General features: G+C 73.0%; 18 protein-coding genes and 1 pseudogene. 8 read left to right on the forward strand and 11 right to left on the reverse strand.

All coding sequences use genetic code 11. The features are described 5' to 3' along the window. Positions 1 to 4: 4 nt before the first annotated feature. Entirely contained in the window at positions 5 to 241 is a 237-nt protein-coding gene (locus ACGF5G_RS16220) for a hypothetical protein (RefSeq protein WP_393263362.1), read from the forward strand. 129 nt (positions 242 to 370) lie between these two features. Continuing rightward, positions 371 to 3,298: a helix-turn-helix transcriptional regulator gene (locus tag ACGF5G_RS16225; protein WP_393263364.1), complete on the forward strand. Its 2,928-nt coding sequence runs from the start codon at positions 371 to 373 to the stop codon at positions 3,296 to 3,298. On the opposite strand, the gene ACGF5G_RS16230 is transcribed toward ACGF5G_RS16225, so the two are convergent. The 5 genes from ACGF5G_RS16230 to ACGF5G_RS16250 form a co-directional block, all read right to left on the reverse strand. Further along, positions 3,291 to 4,793 carry a B12-binding domain-containing radical SAM protein gene (locus ACGF5G_RS16230; RefSeq protein ID WP_393263366.1) on the reverse strand — a complete coding sequence of 501 codons (1,503 nt, stop codon included), beginning with the start codon at positions 4,791 to 4,793 and terminating at the stop codon, positions 3,291 to 3,293. The two genes, ACGF5G_RS16225 and ACGF5G_RS16230, sit on opposite strands and share 8 nt — an antisense overlap. 236 nt (positions 4,794 to 5,029) lie before the next feature. Then, a complete protein-coding gene (locus tag ACGF5G_RS16235; protein ID WP_393263368.1) occupies positions 5,030 to 6,235 on the reverse strand; it encodes a macrolide family glycosyltransferase in 1,206 nt (401 codons plus the stop codon). A gap of 182 nt (positions 6,236 to 6,417) precedes the next feature. After that, positions 6,418 to 7,284, reverse strand: a complete 867-nt coding sequence (locus ACGF5G_RS16240) for a class II fructose-bisphosphate aldolase (RefSeq protein WP_393263369.1) — start codon at positions 7,282 to 7,284, stop codon at positions 6,418 to 6,420. Further along, a complete protein-coding gene (locus ACGF5G_RS16245; protein WP_393263370.1) occupies positions 7,262 to 8,209 on the reverse strand; it encodes a 1-phosphofructokinase family hexose kinase in 948 nt (315 codons plus the stop codon). Before ACGF5G_RS16245 ends, ACGF5G_RS16240 begins: the two co-directional genes overlap by 23 nt. Further along, positions 8,206 to 9,105, reverse strand: a complete 900-nt coding sequence (locus tag ACGF5G_RS16250; protein ID WP_393263371.1) for an SIS domain-containing protein — start codon at positions 9,103 to 9,105, stop codon at positions 8,206 to 8,208. The genes ACGF5G_RS16245 and ACGF5G_RS16250 overlap by 4 nt, the downstream gene beginning before the upstream one ends. A 154-nt stretch (positions 9,106 to 9,259) precedes the next feature. On the opposite strand from ACGF5G_RS16250, the gene ACGF5G_RS16255 reads away from it, so the two are divergent. After that, on the forward strand, positions 9,260 to 10,045 hold the full coding sequence (locus ACGF5G_RS16255; protein ID WP_393263372.1) for a DeoR/GlpR family DNA-binding transcription regulator: 786 nt from the start codon (positions 9,260 to 9,262) through the stop codon (positions 10,043 to 10,045). A 34-nt stretch (positions 10,046 to 10,079) separates the two neighbouring features. On the opposite strand, the gene ACGF5G_RS16260 is transcribed toward ACGF5G_RS16255, so the two are convergent. Beyond that, positions 10,080 to 11,072, reverse strand: a complete 993-nt coding sequence (locus tag ACGF5G_RS16260; protein WP_393263374.1) for a helix-turn-helix domain-containing protein — start codon at positions 11,070 to 11,072, stop codon at positions 10,080 to 10,082. 65 nt (positions 11,073 to 11,137) lie between these two features. On the opposite strand from ACGF5G_RS16260, the gene ACGF5G_RS16265 reads away from it, so the two are divergent. Continuing rightward, entirely contained in the window at positions 11,138 to 12,355 is a 1,218-nt protein-coding gene (locus tag ACGF5G_RS16265; protein WP_393263376.1) for an MFS transporter, read from the forward strand. Positions 12,356 to 12,479: 124 nt separating this feature from the next. Then, positions 12,480 to 14,150 carry a glycoside hydrolase domain-containing protein gene (locus tag ACGF5G_RS16270; RefSeq protein WP_393263378.1) on the forward strand — a complete coding sequence of 557 codons (1,671 nt, stop codon included), beginning with the start codon at positions 12,480 to 12,482 and terminating at the stop codon, positions 14,148 to 14,150. Positions 14,151 to 14,285: 135 nt separating this feature from the next. Here ACGF5G_RS16270 and ACGF5G_RS16275 read toward each other — a convergent pair whose 3' ends face one another. The 4 genes from ACGF5G_RS16275 to ACGF5G_RS16290 form a co-directional block, all read right to left on the reverse strand. Next, positions 14,286 to 15,179 (reverse strand): carbohydrate ABC transporter permease, encoded by an 894-nt coding sequence (locus ACGF5G_RS16275; protein ID WP_393263380.1) that lies wholly within the window; start codon positions 15,177 to 15,179, stop codon positions 14,286 to 14,288. Beyond that, positions 15,176 to 16,306, reverse strand: a complete 1,131-nt coding sequence (locus ACGF5G_RS16280; RefSeq protein ID WP_393263381.1) for a carbohydrate ABC transporter permease — start codon at positions 16,304 to 16,306, stop codon at positions 15,176 to 15,178. The genes ACGF5G_RS16275 and ACGF5G_RS16280 overlap by 4 nt, the downstream gene beginning before the upstream one ends. Positions 16,307 to 16,373: 67 nt before the next feature. Next, on the reverse strand, positions 16,374 to 17,624 hold the full coding sequence (locus ACGF5G_RS16285) for an extracellular solute-binding protein (protein WP_393263383.1): 1,251 nt from the start codon (positions 17,622 to 17,624) through the stop codon (positions 16,374 to 16,376). 26 nt (positions 17,625 to 17,650) lie between these two features. Then, on the reverse strand, positions 17,651 to 18,631 hold the full coding sequence (locus ACGF5G_RS16290) for a LacI family DNA-binding transcriptional regulator (RefSeq protein ID WP_393263385.1): 981 nt from the start codon (positions 18,629 to 18,631) through the stop codon (positions 17,651 to 17,653). A gap of 157 nt (positions 18,632 to 18,788) precedes the next feature. Between ACGF5G_RS16290 and ACGF5G_RS16295 the strand changes: the two genes are divergently transcribed. Both ACGF5G_RS16295 and ACGF5G_RS16300 read left to right on the forward strand, forming a co-directional pair. Continuing rightward, a complete protein-coding gene (locus ACGF5G_RS16295; RefSeq protein ID WP_393263387.1) occupies positions 18,789 to 20,906 on the forward strand; it encodes a glycogen debranching N-terminal domain-containing protein in 2,118 nt (705 codons plus the stop codon). Positions 20,907 to 20,948: 42 nt separating this feature from the next. Continuing rightward, positions 20,949 to 21,348: pseudogene (locus tag ACGF5G_RS16300) on the forward strand (hypothetical protein); the annotation flags it as partial. A gap of 157 nt (positions 21,349 to 21,505) precedes the next feature. Here the strand turns inward: ACGF5G_RS16300 and ACGF5G_RS16305 are convergent. After that, positions 21,506 to 22,261: a class I SAM-dependent DNA methyltransferase gene (locus tag ACGF5G_RS16305; protein WP_393263388.1), complete on the reverse strand. Its 756-nt coding sequence runs from the start codon at positions 22,259 to 22,261 to the stop codon at positions 21,506 to 21,508. A 542-nt stretch (positions 22,262 to 22,803) separates the two neighbouring features. Between ACGF5G_RS16305 and ACGF5G_RS16310 the strand changes: the two genes are divergently transcribed. Next, the gene (locus ACGF5G_RS16310; protein WP_393263390.1) at positions 22,804 to 24,198 is read left to right on the forward strand and encodes a serine hydrolase domain-containing protein; all 1,395 of its coding nucleotides are present in this window, start codon (positions 22,804 to 22,806) and stop codon (positions 24,196 to 24,198) included. Positions 24,199 to 24,283 lie beyond the last annotated feature (85 nt).

A 24,283-nucleotide genomic window follows, 5' to 3' on the forward strand; every position in this document is an offset into this window, starting at 1 on the left:
CATCATGTCCGAGAAGCTCGCCGCCGACGTTCCCGCCACCGACGACACCGCCGACGCGCGCCCGGTCGGGGCGCCGCGGACCAGCCCGGTGGTGGCCTTCGGGCTGCGTACGGCGGCCCTGGCCGGCCTGGCCATCCCGGTGGGTCTGCTGGTGGGGCGCCTGGTCGCCGGAGACGCCGGAGACGGCGTCGACCTGAACGCCGCCCCGCTCACCACCTGCTGCCCCACCTTCCGCATCTGACGGGACGGGGGGCGGGAACGGTACGGTCAGCGCGGCGGTCCGTCCGGTCGGCCGAGACAGTCCACCGTGGTCGGTGGGGTCTTCGGCCGAGCCTGGTTAACGCCGGACCGCCTCGCTATCGTTCCTGTCGTGCACTGCCGTTCCCGAATCATCGTGGGCCGTGACGCGGAGCTCGGCACGTTACGGGACATGCTGGAGGCGGCCCGCGCCGGGAACGGCGGGGCCGTCTTCCTCGTCGGGGAGGCCGGCATCGGCAAGTCGCGGCTGGCCGCGGCGGCGGTCGAGCTGGGCTACACCGCCGAGATGAGCCTGCTGCGCGGGCGCGGCAGCACGCTCGGCGCCGGGGTGCCGTTGCGGCCGCTCACCGAGGCGGTGCTCTCCCTGCTCCGCTCCACACCGGTGGACGTCGCCGCGCTCGGCCCGTACGGTCCGGTGCTCGGGCGGCTCGTGCCCGACTGGGGCACGCCCCCGGCCGACCAGGAGGGCGGGTCGGTGGTGATCCTCGCCGAGGCCGTGCTCCGGTTGACCGGTCTGGCCGGCCGGGACCGCGGGTGCCTGATGGTCCTGGACGACCTGCAGGACGCCGACGCCGAGACGCTCATGGTGGTCGAATACCTCATCGACAACCTCGACCAGCAGCCGACCCTGCTGCTGGGCACCATCCGGGCCGACGACTCGCCGGCGATCGAGGTGGCCCGGGCGGCGGCCCGGCGCGGGCGGTGCACCCTGATCGCGCTGGACCGGCTCGGCTCGGACGACCTGCCCGCGATGGCCGGCTCCTGCCTGGGCGTGGCGGGCGAGGAACTGCCGGCGGCCGCGACCGAGCTGCTCTGGGGCAGCAGCGGCGGCAACCCGTTCCTCATCGAGGAGATCCTCGCCGCCATGGTGGAGAACGGGCTGCTGCTGCCCGGGGCCCAGGGCTGGCAGCTCGCGCCGCAGCCGCCCGCCACGCTGCCGGCCGCCTTCACCCGCAGCATGGCCCACCGGATCGAGAAGCTGGGCCCCCAGGCCCGGCAGCTGTTGTCCTGCGGCGCCCTGATGGGGCAGCGGTTCCCGGTGGCCGTGGTGCAGACGGCCACCGGCCTGAGCGACCGCGATCTGCTCAACCACCTGCACGGCGACCTGGTGGCCCAGTTGGTGATGCCGGACGACCAACTGACCGACTGGTACGCCTTCCGGCACCGGGTCACCCAGGAGTCGCTGCTCGCGTTGGTCGAGCCGGCCGACCGGATGGAGTTGGCCCGCACCGTCGCCGACGCCGTGGCGAAGGTCCACCCGGACCTGCCCGGTGAGTGGTGTCAGATCTCCGCCACCCTGCACCTGGACGCCGGTGACACGGCGACGGCCGGCCGGCTGTTCGCCGAGGCCGGGCGGCGGGCCCTGGCGCAGGGCGCCCCCACGTCGGCCGTCGCCCTGCTCGACCAGGCCTGGGAGTTGCAGGCCGACGGAGCGGCCGAGGCCCGGGCTGACACGCTGGAGACACTGTTGCAGGCCCTCGGCGAGGCGGGGCTGGTGAAGCGGGCGCTCGACCTGGTCAGCAGCCCCGACCAGGTGGCCGGGCTCGACCCGCGACGGCGGGCCCAGCTGCACACCCGGTTGGCGTGGACCGCGGTGGTGGCCGGCCAGCTCACCGACGCGTCGGCCCAGGTGGAGATCGCCCGCGAGCTGCTCGGCGCGGACGCCCCGGCGGAGGAGACGGCCCCGGTCGACATCGTCGCCGCGCACCTGGCCCTGGACACTCCGGGGCAGGACCAGCTGTCGGTCGCCGAGACCCTGGCCCGCCGGGCCGCCACGGTCGGTGCGGCGGTTCCCCTGCCGGTGGTGGCCTGCCAGGCATGGCAACTGCTCGGCGCGTTGGTCCGGCACCGCGACCCGGCCGAGGCCACCCGCTGTCTGGAGCAGGCGCGGTCGATCGCCGCCGAGCACGACCTGCCGATCTGGGAGGTGCACGCGCTGATCCGGCTGGGCAACGACGACGCGCTGCGGCACGGCACGCTGGACCGGCTGGAGGAGGCGCGGGAACGGGCGCGGCAGACCGGCGCGGTGACCGCCCGCCAGCAGGCCGAGGCGAGCATCGCGCTGCATCTGATCATGCGGGGCGACTACCTGTCGGCACGGGACCTGATCGACCAGGTGTTGACCGCGACGACCCGCCTCAAGCTGATCGAGACCACCCAGTACGTCCTGTTGCTCCGCGCGGTGCTCGGCGCCCATCAGGGCCGGCGGGCGGAGATGGAGCACGCGCTCGTCGAGTTCCGGCGCTGGGGCGGCGACGACGGCCTGCACGCGCAGCGGGTGCACGGGCTGGCGGGGACGTTCTGCGCTCTGCTGGAGGAGGACCGCCCGCGGGCCCTGGCCGAGTTGTCCCGGGCGGTCGAGGCCGAGGAGACCAGTCCCACCGTGTTCCACCTGGGCGGGCGGCTCGGCCTCCAGTTGCTGCTCAGGGCGATGGCCGGCGAGATCGACTGGGAGGCGTACCAGGCGGTCACCGGCACACCGGCGAGCCGGCTGCGCTGGGACCGCCAGTTCGCACTCTTCGCCCAGGCGGTCCTACTCGGCCGCTCCGGCCGGCACGAGGCGGCCACGGCGGCGGTGGCCGAGGCGGTGCAGGTCGGCGATCTCTACGCGATGGGGCGGCACCTCGCCCTGCGCCTGGTCGCCGAGTCCGCGCTCGCCGACGGTTGGGGCACCCCGGTGGAGTGGCTGCGCGTGGCGGAGGACTACTTCCACCAGGCGGACGTCGCTCCGGTCGCCGGCGCCTGTCGTACGCTGCTGCGCCAGGCCGGCGCCCGGGTGGCGCAGCGGCGGCGCGGCGCGGCGGAGATCCCACCCGCGTTGCGGACGACGGGCGTGACGGTACGCGAGTTCGAGGTGCTGCGGCTGCTGACCGGCCGGCTGAGCAACCGCGAGATCGCCGAGCGGCTGCACCTGTCGCCCCGTACGGTCGAGCGGCACGTCTCCAGTCTGATCACCAAGACCGGGCTGCCGAACCGGATCGCGCTGAGCGACTTCGCCGCCGGCGCTCAGGAGGAATGGACGGTGCGGCCGGTCAACTGACGGTCGCCGCCCACGCCTTCTTGGCGTTCTTCCAGGTCGGAGAGTTGACCTCGTCCCAGGCGCGGTGGCGCAACTCCTCCAGGACCTCCGCCGGCACCAGGGTGCCCGTCATGTTGGCCCGGTAGATGTTCATCGTGTCCGGGTCGAAGTCGGGGCTGATGTGGCCGCCCGCGATCGCCATGTCGAACAACGGCGCGCCGGGCAGCGGTACGACGAGGAAGAAGTTCGCGGCGTCCAGCCCGTAGGAGACGTGTTCCTTGGCGAGCTGGATGGTCGTCTCGATCTCCTCCAGCGTCTCGTCCGGGTAGCCCATCATGTAGTTGCCGTAGATCTGGAAGCCGTACTCCTTCATGGCGACGATCAGCCCGGGCAGGTCGGCCTTCTCGATGTTGAGCTTGTTGCTCGCGTACTTGCGGATGATCCGCAGGTTGCCCGACTCGAAGGGCATGTTGATCTGCGTGAAGCCCGCGTCGGCCATCGCCTCCAGGACCTCGTGGTCGGGCTTCCAGCGCTTGAGCAGGTGGATGAGGTTAATGCCGTTGAGGTCGCAGATCGTCACGCCCGCGCCCTGGATCTTCTTGAGCAGCCGGAGGCCGCGCCGCTTGTCGCCCAGGAGCGAGTCGTCCTCGATGAACACGTTGTCGACGCCCAGGTTCTTCAGCGTCTCGATCTCCGCCAGCACCCGGTCGTCCGACTTGACGCGGAACTTGCCGATCGGGCCGCTGGGGCTCCCCTCCTGCTCGCCGGCGATGTGGCAGTACGCGCAGTGGAACGGGCAGCCGAGCGACGTCATCATGGTCGCGTACCGCAGCTCGGCGCCGGGCTCGAAGAGGCCGGAGTGCGGCCGGGCGATGGTCCAGTACCGCTCGTTGGGCAGCAGGTCCCAGGCCGGCATGGGCAGGGTGTCCAGGTCCCACACGACGTCCTGCGCCCGCGCGGGGTTCATCCGGATCCGGCCGTCGTCGAGGAAGGCGACGCCGTGGATGTCGGCGAAGCTCGGGTGCGCCGACCGTCGTACGGCCTCGACGATGTCGGTGATCGTGTGCTCGGCCTCGGACAGGCAGACCACGTCGAAGCCCGCCCCGAAGAACTGCGGCAGCCGCGACCGCGCGTTGACCCCGCCGGTGACGAGGAGCTTCTCCGGGTAGGCCGCCCGGATGAGCCGCGCGCAGTGCAGGACCATCGTCTCCTGGTCGGTGAAGATCGAGGTGATGCCGACGATGTCGTGGTCCTTCACCACCTCGAGGATCCGCTCGTCGCTGACGCCGGTGCGGAGGAAACCGCTGGGCAGCGGCGTGGGGTTGGCGAAGATCTCGTCGAGCGGGTCGGCGCCCTCGCCGACGCAGGCGTCGAAGACGCGGACGTGCACGCCGTGCTCCCGCAGGGCTCCGCCCAGGTTCGGGTACGCGAGCGATCCGTTCGGCTTGCACACCGTGCCGGGGGCGGTCTGGTTCGGCGGGTACAGCAGCAGCACGCTGACGTCACGAAGACCCATGGCGAAATACTACCTAGTTTTGAAGTGGAAACAAGGACCACAGCGGCGCAGGCCGAAATCGGCATCGATATGTCAAGTGGACGGTCCGCGCCCTCGTGGCCGCCGGACAGGCGGCACCCGCCCACGGGCGGCCGCCCGCCACGCACACCGGGGACGGCCCGGCCACGCGCACGGAGACGGCGGCCGGCCACGCCACCCGGTCACGACGCCGGCCCGCCGGGCGGGGATGGGGAAGGTCAGGGCGCGGCCCGCTCCAGGTACGCCTCGACCTCGTCCGCCGCCCGGGCCGGCCCACCGGCGGAGAGGATGTCGCGCTGCATCTCGCGGACGCGCTGCCGGACGGCGGAGTCGGCCGCGAGCCGTTCCACTGCCTCGCGGATGCTGGCCGGCTCGAGTTGGTCCGGCCGCAGCACGGAGCCCAGGCCCAACTCGATGACGCGCTCCGCGGACGGGGCAGCCTCGGTCGCGAAGTGCGGCACGAGCACCAGGGGGACGCCCGCGGCGAAGGCCTCCAGCACGGCTCCGGTGGTGCCGTGCGTCAGGCACGCCGTCGCGTGCGCGAGCACGGAGTGGAACGGGATCCACTGGTGCGCCTCCACGTTGGGCGGCAGGGGTCCCAGCACCGCCGGGTCGAGGAAGCCGCCGATCGCCATGACCACGTGCCAGGGGGTGTCGGCGAAGGCCTGCGCGCAGGCGCGGAAGAACTCAGGATGCTCGTTGAACTGGTTGCCGAGCGAAACGAGCAGCACCGGCACGTCCGGCCGCGGCGGCTGCCAGCCGGGCTGGCCGTCACGGCCGGTGAGGGTGGGCCCGACGAACGCGAACCGCTCGTCGAAGGTCTCGGCGAAGGGCTGGAACGACTTCGGCAGGAAGACGATGGTGAGGCCCTCGATCTCGTCCCAGTACTCCTTGACCGGGGTGTCGACGCCGTACTGCCCGAGCAGGTCGACCAGCACCGAGTGCACGGCCGCCACGTCGGCCGGGTGGCGTTGGCCGTTGCTCTTCCACAGCTCCTTGAACAGCGAGTAGTGCTCGTTCGCGGCGAAGCCGCCGGTGAGGCGTACGGCCGGCCGGTTCCACCGGGTGGCCAGGAGTCGCCCCGCGATGAACGGGAACACGTCGTAGACGACGAGGTCGGGCGGGTTGTCCCCCAGCGCCTCCTCGGCCGCCCGCAGGATGGCCACGTTCTCCCGGACGTAAACCAGGTGCAGTTGCGTCTCGGCGTCCTCCTGCTTGACGACCTCGGGCACGTGGAAGGTGTCGAACTCGGACTTGTACAGCACGACCTCGGCGCCGGCGGCCTTGACCTCGTCGGCGAACAGCGGCGTCGTCACGTACGTGATCCGGTGTCCCCGCCGGGCCAGCTCGCTGACGAGGCCGAGCGACGGGTAGACGTGACCGTGACCCTGGACGTTGGCGAAGAGGATGTGACGCTGGCGCATGGGCTCACTCCCGGCTGGTCGTCTCGGCGTTGGCAACGCGGCGCGTGCGCGCGGAGCGGTGGCTCCACTGTGGCCTGGTCGCGCCCGCCGACAAGGGCGACGACGACACGACGAGGGGCCAAGGCTTTAAACATATATAGCACAATGGATCGAGGAGCCGCTATGTCGGAAGATCCGGTGGTTCAGCCGAGGGCGGGCGCCCCGGACGGCTCCGGAAGCACGGCGAGCAGCTCCGCGACGGCGGCGGTCATGGCCTCCCGGCCGGCGCTCAGGTAGCGCCGGGGGTCGACCGAGCCGTCCGTGGCGAGCGCGGCCCGGACCGCGCCGGTGAACGCCACGTTGAGGGCCGTCCCGACGTTGACCTTGACGATGCCGTTGCCGACCCCGGCCCGCAGCTCCCCGAAGGGCACGCCGGACGACCCGTGCAGGACCAGCGGCACCGGCACGGCCTCGCGCAGCGCCACGATCAGCTCCTGGTCCAGCGCCGCCGTCCGGGTGGTCATCGTGTGCGAGCTGCCGACGGCGACGGCGAGCGCGTCGACGCCCGTCTCCGCCACGTAGCGGGCCGCCTCCTCCGGGTCGGTGCGGACTCCGGCGAGGTGGGCGCTGGCCGGCGCTCCGGGCTTGCCGCCGACGTGGCCCAGCTCCGCCTCCAGCCACAGGCCCTGCTCGCGGGCCCAGTCCGCCGCGGCGCGGGTGGCCGCGACGTTGTGGTCGTACGGCAGCGCGCCGGCGTCGAACATCACCGAGCTGAATCCGGCGTCCGCCGCCTGGCGCAGCAGCGTGGCGTCCTCCACGTGGTCGAGGTGCAGGCCGAGCGGGACCGGGCAGAGGCGCGCGACCTCGGCCGCCGCGGCGGCGATCGGCAGCACGCCGGCGTGGTAGCGCACCGCGTTCTGGCTGATCTGGAGGATCGCCGGGCGGTCGGCGGCGGCGGCGCCGGCGGCGATCGCCTGGGCGTGTTCGAGCGTGATGACGTTGAAGGCCAGCACGCCGGTGCCGGCGGCGCGGGCGGCGGCGACCAGTTCAGCGGTGGCGGCGAGCGGCATCGGTGACCTCCTCGACGGTGACGTGGGTGAGCAGCCGGTCCGCCGTGGGGGCGTCGAAGTCCCCGGCGTACGGCGAGACGACGGCCGCGGCCGAGATCGCGGCGGCCCGGGCGAGGGTCCGCGGCCACGGCTGCCCGGTGGCGAGTCCCTGGGCGAGGACGGCGGCCAGGGCGTCGCCCGCGCCGGTGGGGTTGCCGAGCACGGTCTCCGGCGCGCGCACCTCGTACGCGGCCCCGCCGGCGACGGCGACGAAGCCCCGGGCGCCGCGGGAGACCACCGAGGCCCCGGCTCCCAGGTCGCCCAGCCGGTACGCGGCGGAGACCGCCTCCGCCCGGGTGCGGGGCGCGGCCCCGACGATGTCGGCGATCTCGTCCGCGTTGGGCTTGACCACGTCGGGGCGTGCGGTGAGCGCGTGGTGCAGCGTGGCCCCCGCCGCGTCGACCAGCACGACCGCCCCCGCCGAGTGGGCCGCGACGGTGAGGTCGCGGTACGCGGTGACCGGCACGCCGGGCGGGCAGCTGCCCGAGAGCACCACGACCGCCGCGGACGCGACGGCGTCGTCGAAGCGTTCGGTGAAGGCGCCCCACTCGGCCGCCGTGACGACGGGGCCCGGTTCGTTCAGGACGGTCGCCGCTTTCGGGGACACCACGGTGACCGTGCGCCGGGACTCGCCGCCGACGGTGGTGAGGTCGGCCGGGATGCCGGCGTCGCGCAGCTCCTCCCGGATGGTCTCGCCGGTCGTGCCGCCAGCCAGGCCCAGCAGTCGGGTCGGGGCGCCGAGCAGGGACAGCACGCGCGCCACGTTCACCCCCTTGCCCCCGGCCCGGCACCGCGTCGTGGTGACCCGGTGCGAGGTGCCGGGAACGAGATCGGGCACCGTGTAGGTGACGTCGATCGCCGGGTTGGGACACACCGCGAGGATCACGGTCGGCTCGCGGTCGCCGGCAGCACGACGGACCGGGTGAGGTGGCGCGGCCGGTCCGGGTCGAGGCCCTTGCGGTTGGCGACCGCGACGGCGAGCCGCTGCGCGGCGACCAGCTGCGCCATCGGGTCCGCCGGGGACTGGACCACCATGGCGCCGGTGGCGGCGACGTCCTCCCGCAGGCCGTCCGGCGTCGGCCCGAGGATCCACACCGCCGACTGGGCGTCGGCGACGCTGATGGGGCCGTGCCGGTACTCCATCGCGGGGTACGACTCCGCCCACGCCTGCGCGGCCTCGCGCAGCTTCAGGGCCGCCTCGTGCGCCAGCCCGACCGACCAGCCGGTGCCGAGGAAGGTGAACTGCCGGCGGTCGAGCAGCGCCGGGTCGACGGGGGCGGCCAGGACCGCGCGGGCGTCGTCCACCGCGGTGCCCAGTCCGGCGCCGACGGCGCAGCGCCACAGCGCGAGCGCCGTCGTGGCGAACCGGGTCTGCACGACCGACCGCTCGTCGGCGAAGTCCAGCACCACGGACCGGTCGGCGAGCCGCGTGGCCGCCTCGTCGGGGACGGCGGTGACGACGGTGGACCGCTGGCCGGCGGGAAGGTCGGCGAGCAGGCGGAGCACCTCGGTGGTGGTCCCGGACCGGGTCAGGGCGACGACCCGGTCGTAGCGGCGGTGGTGCGGGAACTGCGAAGCCGCGAAGGCGTCGGTCTCGCCGCCGGCGGACTCCCGCAGCACGGCGAAGCACTGCGCCATGAACAGCGACGTGCCGCATCCGACGACGGCGACCCGCTCACCGGGTGCGGGCAGCGCCGCGGTCACGGCCGACGACCGGGCCAGGCTCTCGGCTCGCGACCACGACTCCGGCTGCGACGTGATCTCCTCGGTGATGTACGCCACCGACTGCCACCTCATGCAATAGAAGTGCCGTAACTTTGCAACTTGTTGCAGGACGCTACGACGACGGGCGGCACCGGTCAAGGTGGGCCGGGCACGGCGGGCGAGCCGATAGGGTTACCCGCCGGATGCGTCCAGGGACCGGAGTGCGCGACAGATGAACCGCTACGAACGGTGGAACAGGCTGCTCGAGATGCTGGCCGAGCAGGGCCAGCTGGACATCGAGACGACCGCCGCAGCGCTGCGGGTCAGCGGCGCGACGGTGCGCCGCGACTTCGACGAGCTCGCCGCCCAGCAGCTGGTCACGCGGACCAGGGGTGGCGCCGCCGCGAGCAACGTCACCTACGACCTGCCGCTGCGCTACAAGGCGGGCCGGCACGCGCCGGAGAAGCAGCGCATCGGCGAGGCCGCCGCCGCGCTGATCGCCCCGCACTCCACCGTCGGCATCAACGGCGGCACCACCGCGACCGAGGTCGCCCGTGCCCTGGCGCTGCGCGCCGACCTGGCCACCGACGGCCGCACACCGGCGCTGACGGTGGTCACCAACGCGCTCAACATCGCCAACGAGCTCATCGTCCGCCCGCACATCCGGGTGGTCCTCACGGGAGGGACGGCCCGGCCCCACTCGTACGAGCTGGTCGGTCCCATCGCCGCGACGATGCTCGACGGGGTGGCGTTGGACGTCGCGGTGATCGGGGTGGACGCGATCGACCACCGGCACGGGGCGAGCGCGCACCACGACGGCGAGGCCGCCGTCAACCACACTATGCTGGCCACCGCGGCCCGCGCGATCGTGGTGGCGGACGGCTCGAAGCTGGGCCGTCGCGCGTTCGCGCGCATCTGCACCGTCGGCGAGATCGACACGCTGGTCACCGACACCGGCGCGGACGACGAGCAGGCGGCGCTCCTGGCCCAGGCCGGAGTGACCGTGGTGCGGGCCTGACCGGCCGCGTCACCCGGGGTGCGCCGAGCCCTGTTCACCCACGCCCGGCGAGCGCCTCACCCAGCGGGGTGCGCCGGTAGAGCACCGTGCGGCCGGTGCGGGCACGGGCCACCAGCCCCGCGTCGCGCAGCACCGCCAGGTGGCCGCCCACCCCGCCCAGGCTGGCCCCGAGCTGGGCGGCGAGCTGGCTGGTGGTGGCGGGCGCGGCCAGCGCCCGCAGCACCGCCGCCCGCCCCTGTCCGACCAACCGGTCCAGCGCGTCCTCCGGCCGGCCCGGGTCGGGCGACCCCAGCAGTTCCGCCACCCCGGAGGCTCGGTAGACGACGGCGAACGGCCACGGCGGGTCGACGTAAGTGATCATGGTGCCGAAGACCGTGGGGACGAAGAGCAGGCCCCGCCCGTCGAGTCGGCGGACGCCCGGGTCGCCGTCGGCGACCTCGATCGCCCCGACGGCCCCGCCGGGCGCCCACCGCAGCCGGGGGTCCAGGTCGGCGACGGCCGCCCCCCAGCCGTACGCGAGGAGCCGGCCGGCCCGGTGCAGCAGGTCCCGTTCAAGGACTGCGCGCAGGCGGGGCCAGTCCGGCTCGACCAGGGTCGCCCAGGCGGCCTCGATCGCGTCCGCGAGCAGGTCCACCACGTGGGGCGAGTCGTAGATCCGGCGCGCGTACGCCGGTGGGGTGCCGCGTGGACCGGCGAGGTTGCGGGCCAGTTCGTCGCGGGCCTGCGCGAGCGGGGTCGCCCGTACCACGGCCAGTTCGTCGGCGAAGTCCCGCCCGGTGCCGTCCGGTGGTGGCTGGATGAAGTCCGCGTTGTAGCCGCCGCGGCGCAGCAACGCCAGCAGCGCGCCCACCGCCGGCAACTCCCGCCGCAGCCGCTGGTACCCCGGTCGCGCCCGGGCCACCCACGGCGCCAGCACGGAGGCGGGGTTCTGCCCGGCGCAGAGCCGCAGCGCGGCCACCGCCTCGCCCAGCGGGGAGATGGCGTAGCGGCTCGCCGCCACGTCGGCCGGGGTCACCTCGATCCGCACACCGCACCTTTCGTCCGACAGCGAAAGGATAGGCCGGCCACCGGAACGGCCCGCACGATGCCCGGGTGACCACCACCTCCACCAGAGCCGGCGCCGGGCGACCCGCCGCCTACCGGGACGCCTTCGCCGTCGCCGAGTTCCGGGCGCTCCTCGGCAGCTTCGGCGTGTTCATGATCGGCGAGACGGTGAAGATGCTCGCCCTGTCCGTGCTCGTCTACGAGCGCACCGGCTCGGGGCTGCTCGCCGCCCTGGCGTACGTGACCGGGTTCCTGCCCCACGCGCTGGGTGGGCTGTTCATGCTCGCGCTCGCCGACCGGTGGCCTCCGCGCGCGGTGATCGTCGGGTACGACCTGCTCCGGCTCGCCCTGGTGGTGGTCCTCGCCCTCGGCGCGCTCTCCCCGGCAGGCATGCTGGTCCTGGCCGCGGCCGTCGGCCTGCTGGCCCCGGTCGGCAGCGCCGCGCGCTCGGCGCTGCTGCCGGAGGTGCTGCCGGGCGACACGTACGTGCTCGGACGGTCCCTGCTCACCGTCGCGGCGGGCGGCACCCAGGTGGCCGGGTTCGCCCTCGGCGGGCTCCTGCTCGGCTGGATCGGCCCGTACGGCGCGTTGTGGGTGGCCGCCGCGACGTGTGCCGTCTCGGCCCTGCTCGTCCGCGCCGGGCTCGCGGCGCGACCGCCCCGGGAGGGGCGGGACGGTTCCGGGGCGGTCCGGGAGACCTGGCGGGTCAACCGGGCGCTGCTCGCCGACCGGCGGATCCGCGGGCTGCTGCTGGCCCAGTGGCTGCCCGGCTCGCTGCTGGTCGGGGCGGAGGGCGTCGCCGTGCCGTACGCCGCCGGTCTCGGGCCGGACGCCAGCGCGGGCGTGCTGTTGATGGCCGCCGCGTCCGGGATGCTCGTCGGGAACCTGCTGGTCGGGCGGTTCGTCGCCCCCGCCCGCCGGGAGGCGTGGACGCCCTGGCTCGCGCTGCTGCTCGGCGTACCCATGCTGGTCTTCGCGGCCCGGCCGGGCCTGTGGCCGGCGGCGGCCCTCTTCGCGGTGGCCACCGCGGGCTTCGCCTACCAGCTCGGTCTGGCCCAGCGGTTCCTCGACGCCGTTCCGGAGGCCCGTCGCGGTCAGGCCTTCGGGCTGCTCGGCGCCGGCCTGATGGCGGCCCAGGGCCTGGCCGCCGCGGCCGGCGGCGCCCTGAGCGACGTCCTCCTTCCGGGCGCGGTGATGGCGCTGGCCGGTGGCGCGTCGCTCGCGGCGACGCTGGCGCTGTGGCGGGTCCTCTCCCCGCCACGTTGAAGGTCGAGCATCGAGACAGGTCTCTGGCTATACCCGCCCGCGACTGGTAGAAATTTTGCAAGGCCGTTCACCTGCCGGCAAAATTCTTCCCCACAGTGAGGCTTCGATGACGATAAGAAGGATCATGGCGAGCCTCACGGTCGCCATCGTCGGTTCGGTGGGGGCGGTGACCCCGACCTGGGCGGCCCCCACCGAGGACCGGACCGTCAGCTATCGCGGCTACCAGGTGGCGGTGCCCGCCGGCTGGCAGGTCGTCGACCTGGCCGAGGACCCCCACGCCTGCGTCCGGTTCGACCGGCCCACCGTCTACCTGGGCCACCCCGGCGACGAGCCCTGGTGCCCCTCCGGCCTGGTCGGGCGCACGGCGGGACTCGTCATCGAACCGATCGACGCCGTCACCGCCGACCGCCTCACGGCGGACACCGCCGTCACGACGAGCGGCCGGGCGACCGTGGACGCCCCACCGTCGCGCGACGGCACCATCCAGGTCGCGGTACGCGACGCCGGCGTCCTCGTCACGGCCGCCCACACGCCGGACACCGAGGCGACGGTCCGCCGCATCCTGGCCTCCGCCAGCCTCGGTCGGGGCGCCACGCCGGCGCCCCTGGACCCCGCGCGCACGGCCGCCGGGCCGACCCCGGTGGCACCCCTGGCGGCGGCCGGTCCGCAGCCGGGCACCTACACCGGCAAGGGCTTCGACACGTGCACCGCCCCGGCCCAGTCGACCATGGACGCGTGGCGCAACAGCTCGCCGTACCGTGCGGTCGGCATCTACATCAGCGGCGCCAGCCGGTCCTGCACCCAGGCCAACCTGACGGCGACCTGGGTGACCAACCAGACCAACAAGGGCTGGCACCTGATCCCCATCGAGCTGGACTACCAGGCCCCGTGCGGCACCCGCACGCCGAAGATGTCGTACGACCCGGCCACCGCCCGGTCGCAGGGCGCCACCCGGGCGGCCAGCGCGGTGAACGCGGCCGGCGCGCTGGGCATCCCCGCCGGAAGCGTGATCTACAACGACATCGAGCACTACCCGACGAGCGAGTCGTGCAAGGCGGCGGTGCTCTCGTACCTGTCCGGCTGGACCGAACGGCTCCACGCGCTCGGCTACCTCTCGGGCATGTACTCCAGCGGCTCCTCCGGTGTCCGAGACCTCTGCGCCGCCTACGACGACCCCCGGTACACCCGCGTCGACCACCTCTTCTTCGGCTGGTGGAACGGCGTGGCGGACACCGACGCCGGCAGCTACTGCCCGGACGGGCACTACGCCAACCGTCAGCGGATCCACCAGTACACCGGAGACAGCTACGAGACCTGGGGCGGGGTGCGGATCTACATCGACCGCGACTACCTCGACGTCTCGGCCGGGACCACGCCGCCGCAGGAGTTCAGTGTCACGGTCGACAACGCCACCGCGGGTCGGTTCACGGCGAGCGCGAACTGGGGGACCTCGACTTACTCCAGCCAGCGGATGGGTCCCGACTACCGGTTCGCCGACCCGCTCTCCGCCAGCGACGTGGCCTGGTACAAGGCGAACCTGCCCGAGACCGGCGCGTACGAGGTCTCGGTCTGGTACCCCGCCTCCTCCGGCTACAACGACTCGACCCCGTACATCGTGGCCACCACCGGCGGCAACCAGTCGGTGCGGGTCAACCAGCGCCTCAACGGCGGCCGGTGGGTGTCGCTCGGCGTGTTCACGCTGGCCGCCGGCGACGGCGACAAGGTCGGCGTGAGCCGGTGGACCAGCGGCACGGGCTACGTCGTCGCCGACGCGGTCCGCATCACCCGCGCCTGAGGCAGGTCGCGGCGACCCGTCGGTCCGCCGACCCGTGTCGGTGGACCGGCGGGGCGCCCAGGGGGCGACCCGTCGGTCCGTGGGCGAGGTCGCCTGCGCCGACCTCGCCCACGGACGCGCGTGGCCACGCCCGCGTCAGACCTTGTCGGCCCCCTCGTTGGCGTCGCGCACGAAGTAGCGCTGGAAGACGACGAAGATGATCGCCACCGGGATGGTGGCCAGCAGCGCCGCGCCCAGCTTGAGCGGGTACTGGGTGCCCTTGCCGAGCGAGCCGCTGACCAGGTCGGCCAGGCCTCGCGGCAGGGTGAACAGGCCGGGATCCTGCACCGCGACCAGGCTGTGCGGGAACTCGTTCCAGGAGCCCTGGAAGGACAGGATCGTCACCGTGATCAGTGCCGGCTTCGCCATCGGCAGCACCACGGACCAGAAGGTCCGGAAGATGCTCGCGCCGTCGATGCGGGCCGCCTCCTCCACGCTGACGGGGACGGACTCGAAGAACTGCTTCATGATGAACACGCCGGCCGCGTCGGCGAGCAACGGCACGATCAGCCCCGCGTAGCTGTTGTACATGCCCAGTTGGTTGAGCACCAGGAACTTCGGGATCAGCAGGACGACGGGGGGCACCGCCATCACGGCGATGATCGCGACGAAGAGGCCGCGACGGCCGCGGAAGCGCAGCCGGGCCAGCGCGTAGCCGGCGAGCGAGGCGAAGAAGACCCGGCCGAGGGTGACCAGCACGGTGACGAGCAGCGAGTTGCCGAGCCAGAGCGGAAAGTTGGTGCCGGCGAAGATCCGCTCGAAGCCGGCCAGCGTCAGCGGGTCCGGGATCGGCGAGAGCGGGTTGGCCGCCGCGTCGGGCTCGGTCTTGAGCGAGTTGCCGATCTGGATCACGAACGGGTAGAGGAAGACCAGTCCGAAGAAGACCAGAACGGCGTACCCCAGGAAGCGGGTGGCCAGGGTGCGGGCGGCGGGACCGCCGCGGCGGGCGGGCGCCGCCGCGACCGGCGGCCGGTCGGTCAGCGCGGTCATCTGCCGCCCCCTTCCGGTACGCGGCGACGCCGCCAGCCGCGCCGACGGCCCTCGACGTCCCGTTCGGCCATCACCCGGCGCTGGACCAGGGTGAGCACGATGATGATCAGGAACAGTACGAACGAGATCGCGGCACCGGAGCCGTATTCGAAGTCCCGGAACGCGGTCCGGTACGACAGGTAGGCCGGGGTGAGCGTGGTCTTCGCCGGCTCGCCCTGGCTCATCACGTACACCTGGTCGAAGACCTGCCAGGAGCCGATCAGGCCGAGGGTGAGCACCAGGAACGTGGTGGGCTTGATCAGCGGCAGGGTGACGTGCCGGAACCGCTGCCAGCGGGTCGCGCCGTCGAGGGTGCTCGCCTCGTCGAGCGCCACCGGGACGCCCTGCAGCGCGGCGAGGAACATCAGCATGAAGGTCCCGGAGGTCGTCCAGACCACCAGCGCGATGATCGACATCATCGCGACGCTCGGCCCGGAGAGCCACTCCCACCAGCTCAACCCGAGGGGGCCGCCGCCGGTCAGGGCGGCGGGCGCCGCGTCCACGCCGACCGCGCCGAGGAGCAGGTGCAGCACCCCGCGCGAGTCGGCGAACCACTGCGGCCCGTTGACGCCGAAGACGCCCAGCAGGTTGTTGACCGCGCCGGAGTTGGCGAACAGGAACAGAAAGACCACGCTGATCGCGACCGAGCTGGTCACCGACGGGAAGTAGAACGCGGTCCGGAAGAACGCCTTCCCCTTCAGCATCCGGTTGTTGACCACGAGCGCGAGCCCGAGGGCGAGCAGCGTCTGCGCCGGCACGACGATCGCCACGTAGTAGATGTTGTTCCGCATGCTGGTCATCAGGTCCCGGCGGGCGAGCCCGTCCTCGGCGAACAGCCGGGTGTAGTTCTCCGTGCCGACGAACGGGACGTCGGCGGTGAACGGGCTGCCCTGGCCGTTCCAGTCGGTCAGGCTCACCCAGAACGCCATCAGGATCGGCAGCAGCATGAACAGCCCGAGGATGACGATGACCGGCGCCACGAAGAGCCAGCCGGCGAGATTCTCCCCGCTCCGGACGCCGCGGCCCGGACGACGGGGCGGGCCCGCGGTCGCGGCGGCGGCGGGCGCCGCCAGTGCTTCGGTTGCCATCTCCCCTCCTTCGACTCGTGGGTGACCGCGGGGGCGCCGCCGACCGGCGGCGCTCCCGCGGTGCACCTCAGTTGCCGCCGAGCGCCGCCTTGGCGTTCTTGTCGAAGTTGGCCAGCACGGCCTTCGGGTCCCCGGCGGCCAGGCCCTGGAGGCCGGCCTCGAGGTCGCTGAGGACGCTGTCCATCTTGGGGGCGTTCACCGGGCCCTGGGCGTACGCGGCGCCGTCGATGAAGGGCTTGTCCGCCGGGAAGGTGCTGGTGTACTGGTCGCGCACGGACTGGCGGGACGGCATGACGCCGAACGCCTTGGCGAAGGACATCTGCTGCTCGCCGGAGGTCATCGCCTCGACGAACCTGATCGCCTGCTCCTTGTGCTTGCTCTTGGCGGCGACGCCCCAGCACTGGGTGAAGGAGAGCGTTCCCTTGCCCTTCGGGCCGGCCGGCAGCTCGACGACCTTGTACTTCACGTTCGGGAAGTCGTTCTGCAGGGCGCCCTTGATCCAGTTGCCCTCGATGGTCATGACGGCCTTGCCCTTGCCGAACGCCTCGCCTGACCAGCCGGCGTCGAGCTGCTTCGGGTAGCGGGCGAGGCCGTCGGTGAGCATCTTCTTGACGTACTGGAGGGCGGCCACGTTCTCCGGGGTGTCGGCGGTGGCCTGCTTGCCGTCCTTGCTCATCAGCCAGCCGCCGCTCTGCACCATGAACGCGCCGATGCGGTCCCGCGTGTCGCCGAGGGCGAGCGGGACGAGGCCCTTGGCCTTGATCTTCTGGGCGGTGGCGGTGAGCTGGTCCCAGGTGGTGGGCACGTCCGCGTCGGTGAGGCCGGCCCTGGCCCACAGGTCGGTGTTGATCTGGAGGGCGAGGGTGGAGAAGTCCTTCGGCGCGCAGTAGAGCTTGCCGTCGTAGGTGAAGGTGGTGCGCAGGCTTTCGTGGAAGTCGTCCGGGTTGCTGATCTTGTCGCCGTACGGCTCCAGCGCCCCGACGCTGGCGTAGTCGGCGAACCGGGCGGCGTCGACGTAGAAGACGTCCGGCGGGGTACCGCCGGCGAGGGCCTGGCCGAGTTGCTGGGTGAGGTCCTGGGCCGGGGTGACCGTGGCCTGGTTGCCCGACGACGACGCCCACTTCGCCGCGGCCTCCTGGACGGCCTTGGTCTCGGCATCGCCCGAGGACCCGATCAGGATCTGCAGGTTGGCCGGGCCGCTGGACTGTGGGGTGTCGCCGGAGGAGTCGTCGAAGCCGCTGCCACAGGCGGCGGAGGCGAGCAGGGTGACGGCGGCGATGCCGGCCACAGCCGTCCGGGTGAGGAATTGAGGTGCCATCTGGTTCTCCTGGTGGGGGACGGGGGTCAGGCGGTGTGTCGCAGGACCAGTGAGGGCTGGAGCAACACGTGGTCGGGGGCCCGGTGGGGCCCGTCGAGGACGGCGGTGAGCAGGTCCACGCAGCGGGCCGCGGCCTCGCCGAGGGGTTGGCTGACGCTGCTCAGCCCGATCGCGGCGGCGACCGGGGTGTCGTCGAAGCCGATCACCGGCACGGCCGGATCGGCGGCCCGGACTGCCTGAAGGGCACCCAGGGCGAGGGAGTCGCTGGCGCAGACCAGGGCGGTCGGGGGCGCGGCGCCGCCGAGCAGCTCCCGGGCGACCTGCCCGCCCTCGGCAATGCCGTCCACGGTCTCCCGGTCCAGCCCGCTCGGGTCGACCCCCGCGGCGGCCAGGGTCGCGTGCCAACCGGCGCGGCGGTCGTCGCCCACGCCGGAACCGGTCGGCCAGCCGACGAAGGCGATCCGCCGGTGACCGGCCGCCAGCAGGTAGGCGGTGGCCTGTGCGGTGCCGGCGGCGCCGTCGACGTCGACCCAGGGGTGCGCGTCGGGAGCGTCCCAGGGCCGGCCGAAGGTCACGAAGGGCACGCCACGTCGGGCGAGCCAGGCCGTCCGCGGGTCGCCGTGGTCGGTGCCGGTCAGCACGAAGGCGTCGAGGTCGTACGCGCCGAGCAGGTCGTCGTAGGCGACGATCTCGCGGTCGACGTCGGTGGCGGTGTAGAGCATGATCCGGTAGCCGGCGGTCTCGGCGGTCTCGGTGAGGCCGTGCAGGAACCGGTCGAGCACGGAGCCGTTGATCCCGTCCCGGGTGGGTTCGATGCGGACCGCGATCAGCCGGGACCGGCCGGTGCGCATCTGCCGGGCTGCCTGGTTGGCCCGGTAGCCCAGGGCGGCGATCGCCTCCTGCACGCGCAGGCGGGTTTCCTCGCGCACGATGTGCGGGGCGTTGAGCACGTTGGACACGGTCTGCCGGCTGACCCGGGCGCGCCGGGCCACGGTCGCGATGGTCACTTTTTCGGCCATTTCATGCCTCTCGCCGTCTTGAACGATCCAAGCCCCGTACGGCAAGATTGGATCGTTCAAGTTCCAGGAATGTTTCGCACTTTGCACCGCCCGAGGACCGCCTGTCAAGACATCGGTCCGTCCGAGAAGGATCTGGAGTCGAGTCGTGATCGAACGCCACCTGCAACCCCTGCTGCATGATCTGGTAGGGGTGGTCCTCGCTCCCACCAGCGCGCTGGGGGACGCGGCCGGGCAGATCCGCCCGGCCGGCGTCCAGGGTGTCTTCCACGCCGACGCCCGGGTGCTCTCCCGGGCCGAGCTGCGGGTCGACGACCGCGAGCCGGAGGCAGTGGCCCGCGGCGCGGTCGAGCCGCACGGCGTCCGCTTCGTCGGCCTGGCCCGCTGGCTCGGCGACCCCACCCCCGACCCGACCGTCCGGCTCGACCGGACACGGCGGCTCGACCCGCGCGGGCTCGTCGAGGAGGTGCGCGTCGTCTCGACCGCCACGATCGCGGTCAAGGCCGTCGTCAGCATCGACCTCGGCTGCGACCTCGCCCCGATCGAGCTGGTCAAGTCCGGCGAGACGACGCAGCCGCTGGCAGCCCGGACCGGGCGGCCCGGCGAGCTGACGTGGGCGGCGGACGGCATCGTGGTGACGGTCGTCGGCGAGGGCGCCGACGTCGTCGCCGACCGGGCCACCGCGCCACGGCTGTCCTGGCCGGTCGAACTGGCTCCCGGCGACACCGTCACGCTGCGCTGGCGACTGACCGTCGAGGACCCGCGCGCGGTGGTGGTCTGCCCGCCCGGCAAACCCAACTGGTCCGAGCCCGACGTCCACGCCGACGACCGCCGACTGACCCGGCTCCTGCGCCGCAGCCTGGACGATCTGCGCGGGCTGCGGCTCGCCGACCCGGGCGCGCCACAGGACGTCTTCCTCGGCGCCGGGGTGCCCTGGTTCCTCACTCTCTTCGGGCGGGACAGCCTCTGGGCCGCCCGGATGATGCTGCCGCTCGGCACCGACCTGGCCGCCGGCACGCTGCGGGTGCTCGCCCGTCGGCAGGGCACCCGGGTCGACCCGGACACCGGCGAGGCCCCCGGCAAGATCCTGCACGAGCTGCGCCGGCACGAGTTCGCCCTGCCCGACCACCGGCTGCGGCTGCCGCCGGCGTACTACGGCACCGTCGACGCCACCCTGCTGTGGGTCAACCTGCTGCACGACGCCTGGCGCTGGGGCCTGGCAGACGACCAGATCGAGCCGCTGCTGCCGCACCTGGAGGCCGCCCTGGGCTGGCTCGGCGAGCACGCCGACGCCGACGGCGACGGCCTGGTCGAATACGTGGACAGCACCGGTCACGGGCTGTCCAACCAGGGCTGGAAGGACTCCGGCGACGCGGTCAGGTTCCGTGACGGCCGGCTGGCGACGGCACCCATCGTGCTGGCCGAGGTGCAGGGGTACGCGCACGAGGCGGCGGTCAACGGGGCGGCCCTGCTGGATGCCTTCGGCCGCCCGGGGGCGGACCGCTGGCGGGGCCACGCGCAACGGCTGGCCGAACGCTTCCGCGCCGCCTTCTGGGTCGACGGCGGCCCGCAGGGCCCCCGACCGGCGCTGGCGCTGGACCGGGACAAGCGCCCCGTCGACTCACTGACCAGCAACATCGGCCACCTGCTCGGCACCGGCCTGCTCGACGCCGCCGAGGAGGCGCAGGTCGCCCGCCTGCTCACCGGCAACGCGATGGCCGGCGGGTTCGGGCTGCGCACCATGTCCACCGACGACGCCGGGTTCAGCCCGCTGTCGTACCACTGCGGGTCCGTCTGGTCCCACGACACGGCGATCGTGCTCGCGGGGCTGGCCCGGGCCGGCTTCGCGGAAGCCGCGCGCGGCCTCGCCGAAGGGCTGCTCGGGGCCGCCGAGGCGTTCGACTACCGGCTACCGGAGCTGTACGGCGGGGACGACCGGTCGGTGCTCGGCCGCCCGGTCCCCTACCCCGCCGCCTGCCACCCGCAGGCATGGTCGGCGGCGAGCGCGGTGCTGCTGCTCCAGGCGGCCCTGGGCCTCTATCCGGACGTCCCGGCCGGCACGGTCCGACTAGCCCCGCTGGCCGGGCCCGAACTCGGCGCGCTGTCGGTCACCGGTCTCCGCCTCGCCAACCACGCGGTCACCGTCGCCGTCGACGGCACCGGACGGGCGACCGCCGACCTCCCCCGTTCCCTCACCGTGATCCCCGCCCGCGTCCCGCAGCCTCGCCCGTCCGACGACTCGTGGACCGGTGCGGCTTACCGCTGACCCGCTTCCGCCTACCTCCGGCCTCCGAAGCGAGCGGCGGGCTTGCTGGCCCGCTGGTGGCCCCGCCTGCTTCCCGGCATCGCCGCCGGCGCCACCCACGGCGTGATCCGGGTCGGCCATGCCGTCCGTGCCCTACTCGGCGCACAGACCGCACCACGGCTACGCCAACCCCGTCATGCTCGTACACGCGGCGACCGCTCCCCACGCGGTCCTGCGGTCCCTGCCCGCCCTGCCACCGGCGCTGTGGAGGCCGAGCCTGGCAGCTGCGTGGGCGGCGGCAGCCGCCGTCACCGCCGCGTACTCCCCCGCCGCGGCACGCCCTCCGGAGGCGACGCCGGCGACGCAGGCTGCCGAGCTGATGTCCCTGGCCGCCGGTACCGGCGACGCCCACGCGATCAAGTTCGCCGACACGGCCATCGACACGCACGGCCACACCGGCAACCCCCGCGACGATCGGCCTGGCGATCCACTCCGGCCGCCAGATCGCCGCCGACTGAGAACTACCGGCGCACGTGCCGCCGCGACCTGGCTCCGGCGCCCGCGCCTGGGCCACTGGATTCGATACGCTCCCGCCTCGCGGAAGTCGCCGATGGGCTCGACTAGCCCTCATCAAGGGCGTCGAGTGGCTTGCGCCAGACCGACACGTGGCTCTCGCTGTCGGACGTGAAGGGAGCCCGGTTCCAGTCCGCCACCCGCTGCTCCAGCGTCAAGCCGGCCAGCCGCGCCATGAGGTCGCACTCGGCAGGCCAGATGTAGCGGAAGTTGCTGCAGCCGTAGCGCGTGCTCCCGTCGTCCAGCCGCCAGTAGTGGTGCGAGGTCCCCTGCTGCGTGACCATGTCGTAGGTGTCGATGCCGACATGCCGGTCGGTCACCTCGAACGGCACCGCCGCCTGCCCTGGCGGGAACCGCCGGATGCCCGGCACCCACAGCTCGACGACGAAGCGACCACCCGGCGACAGGTGCCGGGCAGCGTTGCGGAAGCACTGCACCTGCTCGTCCTGGGTACGCAGGTTGCCGATGCTGTTCCACACCACGTACACGAGCGAGAACCGGCCGGGGACGGTCGTCGTGGCCATGTCACCGACGACGACCGGCAACTCCTCCGCGGGCACCTTGCGCCGCAGCTGGTCGGCCATCGGCTGCGACAGCTCGATCCCGGCCACCGAGAGGCCTCGGGCGGCGAGCGGGATCGCCACCCGACCCGTGCCGATCGCGAACTCGAGCGCGGGGCCGGAACCCGCCAACCGGGCGAGGAAGTCCACAGCGGGGTCGAGCACCTCGGGGGCGAACATCTCGGCCGAGCTGTCGTCGTACCGCTCCGCGGTGTCCTCGTCCCACAGGTCGCTGCTCGTCACGGGCACGAGCCTGCCCGCCTTCCTGTGATCATGCCAGCCATTTTCGAAGAGGCCACGACCGTGACCGCCTCCCGGCGGCCGAAGCCGGCCACCACACCTCATCCCCGACCGACCCCCGGCGCCGCATCGTCCACTGTGCGCTGTCTCGTGTTCCGACGGTCGTCTCAGACCGCTTCCCTCGCTGATGCTGTTCGGATTCCCTGACCCGGTCCTCGCGATCGCGCGGTCTGTCGCACAACGAATGAGGGCGGTGAGAGCGCCGTGCCGGCGGCCTGGTTGCCGTCCGGCGCGGGCCCAGTCCCTGACGAAAGTCAGGGGTGGTTGCTGTCGATCGGACCCTGTGACGGCAGGGCGCGGATTCGTAGCGTGGCCGGCGTCAATCGAGATGATCGGAGCACGCCGTGAGGGCGGATAGTTTCTGCTGGTGGCGGGGGATCGTTCTGGCGGCGGCCACGGGCTTGGCAGTTTCTGTGGGCTCCGGCCCCGCACTGGCCGCTGATGCGGGCGACGACGCCGTGGATGCCGGAGCGGTGGAGCGGGTCGTGGAGGACTTCGCGAGCAGGGCCGGGTATCCGGGGATCGCCGTGGCGATCACCAGGGGAGATCGGGTACTGCATGTCGGCGGTCATGGTCACGACGCGTCCGGCGCGGCGGTGACCGCGGCGACGCCGATGCCGGTCGCGTCCGTCAGCAAGTCGTTCACGGCCCTGGCGGTAATGCAGCTCGTGGAGGCGGGGAAGGTGGAGCTGGACGCGCCGGTTCGCCGTTATCTACCAGACTTCCAGATCGACGACGCCCGCGGGGCGCGAGTCACGGTGCGGGAGTTGCTGAATCAGACCTCCGGGATCACCGACCGCACGCTGCGGGAGAAGAGCCTGCGGCAGCCGGACTCGCTTGCGGCAGCGCAGCAGCGGGCGCGCGCGGCCACCCTGGCGGCCGATCCCGGCACCAGGTACGCGTACACGAACACGAACTATCACCTCGCGGCGCGGCTGGTCGAGGTGGTCTCCGGGGAGCCGTTCGCGGACTACCTGCGTGATCGGGTGTTCGAGCCGGTGGGTATGCGGTCCACCGTCAGCATCGATCAGACCCCGGGCGATCTGCCGGAGCAGGTGCGTGAGGGTTACGTGTATGCGTACGGGGCGACGGTCCCGGCGGCCGAGCCGAAGCGGTTCGTGGCGGGCTCTGACGGGGTGATCGCCACCGCGGCGGACATGGCTCAGTGGCTGATCATGCAGAACAGCGGCGGTGTCGCGGCCAGCGGTGCGCGCGTGGTTTCCGCATCGAGCATCACCGCCATGCACACGTCGTCCGGCTCGGGCTCGACCTACAGCCTGGGCTGGGATCGTGACGACAACGGCTGGGTCCGCCACAACGGCGTGTGGTTCACCTTCACCGCCAGCCAGCTGCTCCTGCCGTCTGGCCACGGCATCGCGGTGCTGGGCAACAGCGGTATCGGCCTGGGCAACGAGGGCACCGATCAGCTGGCGGACGCCATCGCGGAGCTGGTGAGCGGCGACAGCCCGCAGGCGCCTGCGGCCCTGCGGCTGATCATCGACCTTGTGCTGGCCGGCTTCACGTTGGTCAGCTTGGCGTTGGGCGTGCGCAACCTTTGCCGCAGCGGCGAGTGGGCACGCCGGTTCGCCGTCAGGCCGCTCTGGCAGCCGGTCTTGCGGCTGGTGCCGCGGCTGGTGCCGGTGGCGTTGCTGGTGATGCTGCCCGACCTGCTCGGTCAGGTTGTGGGCGGCGGACGGGACGTCACCTTCGTGCAGTTGGCGTACTACACGCTGCCGCTGGTCGTCTGGACGGCGGTCGCTGCGATCACCAATGTGAGCGTCATGATGACTCGGATCTGGGCTCTGGTTCGGGCACGCCACGCTGCCAGCGGCCATGCCGCGTCCGCTGCGGTCGCCCCGGCCGAGATGCTCGCCGGGTAACGCCGATGCTCGCGACGAGCACGATGGGCGGGTGGCCGCGTCGGTCACCCGCCCCGCCGTGGGCGTTGCCCGATGCGGCTGTCCG

Origin of the sequence: Micromonospora sp. NPDC047730 (assembly GCF_043204765.1) — a bacterium.
In the GTDB taxonomy this organism is placed as follows: Bacteria; Actinomycetota; Actinomycetes; order Mycobacteriales; family Micromonosporaceae; genus Micromonospora.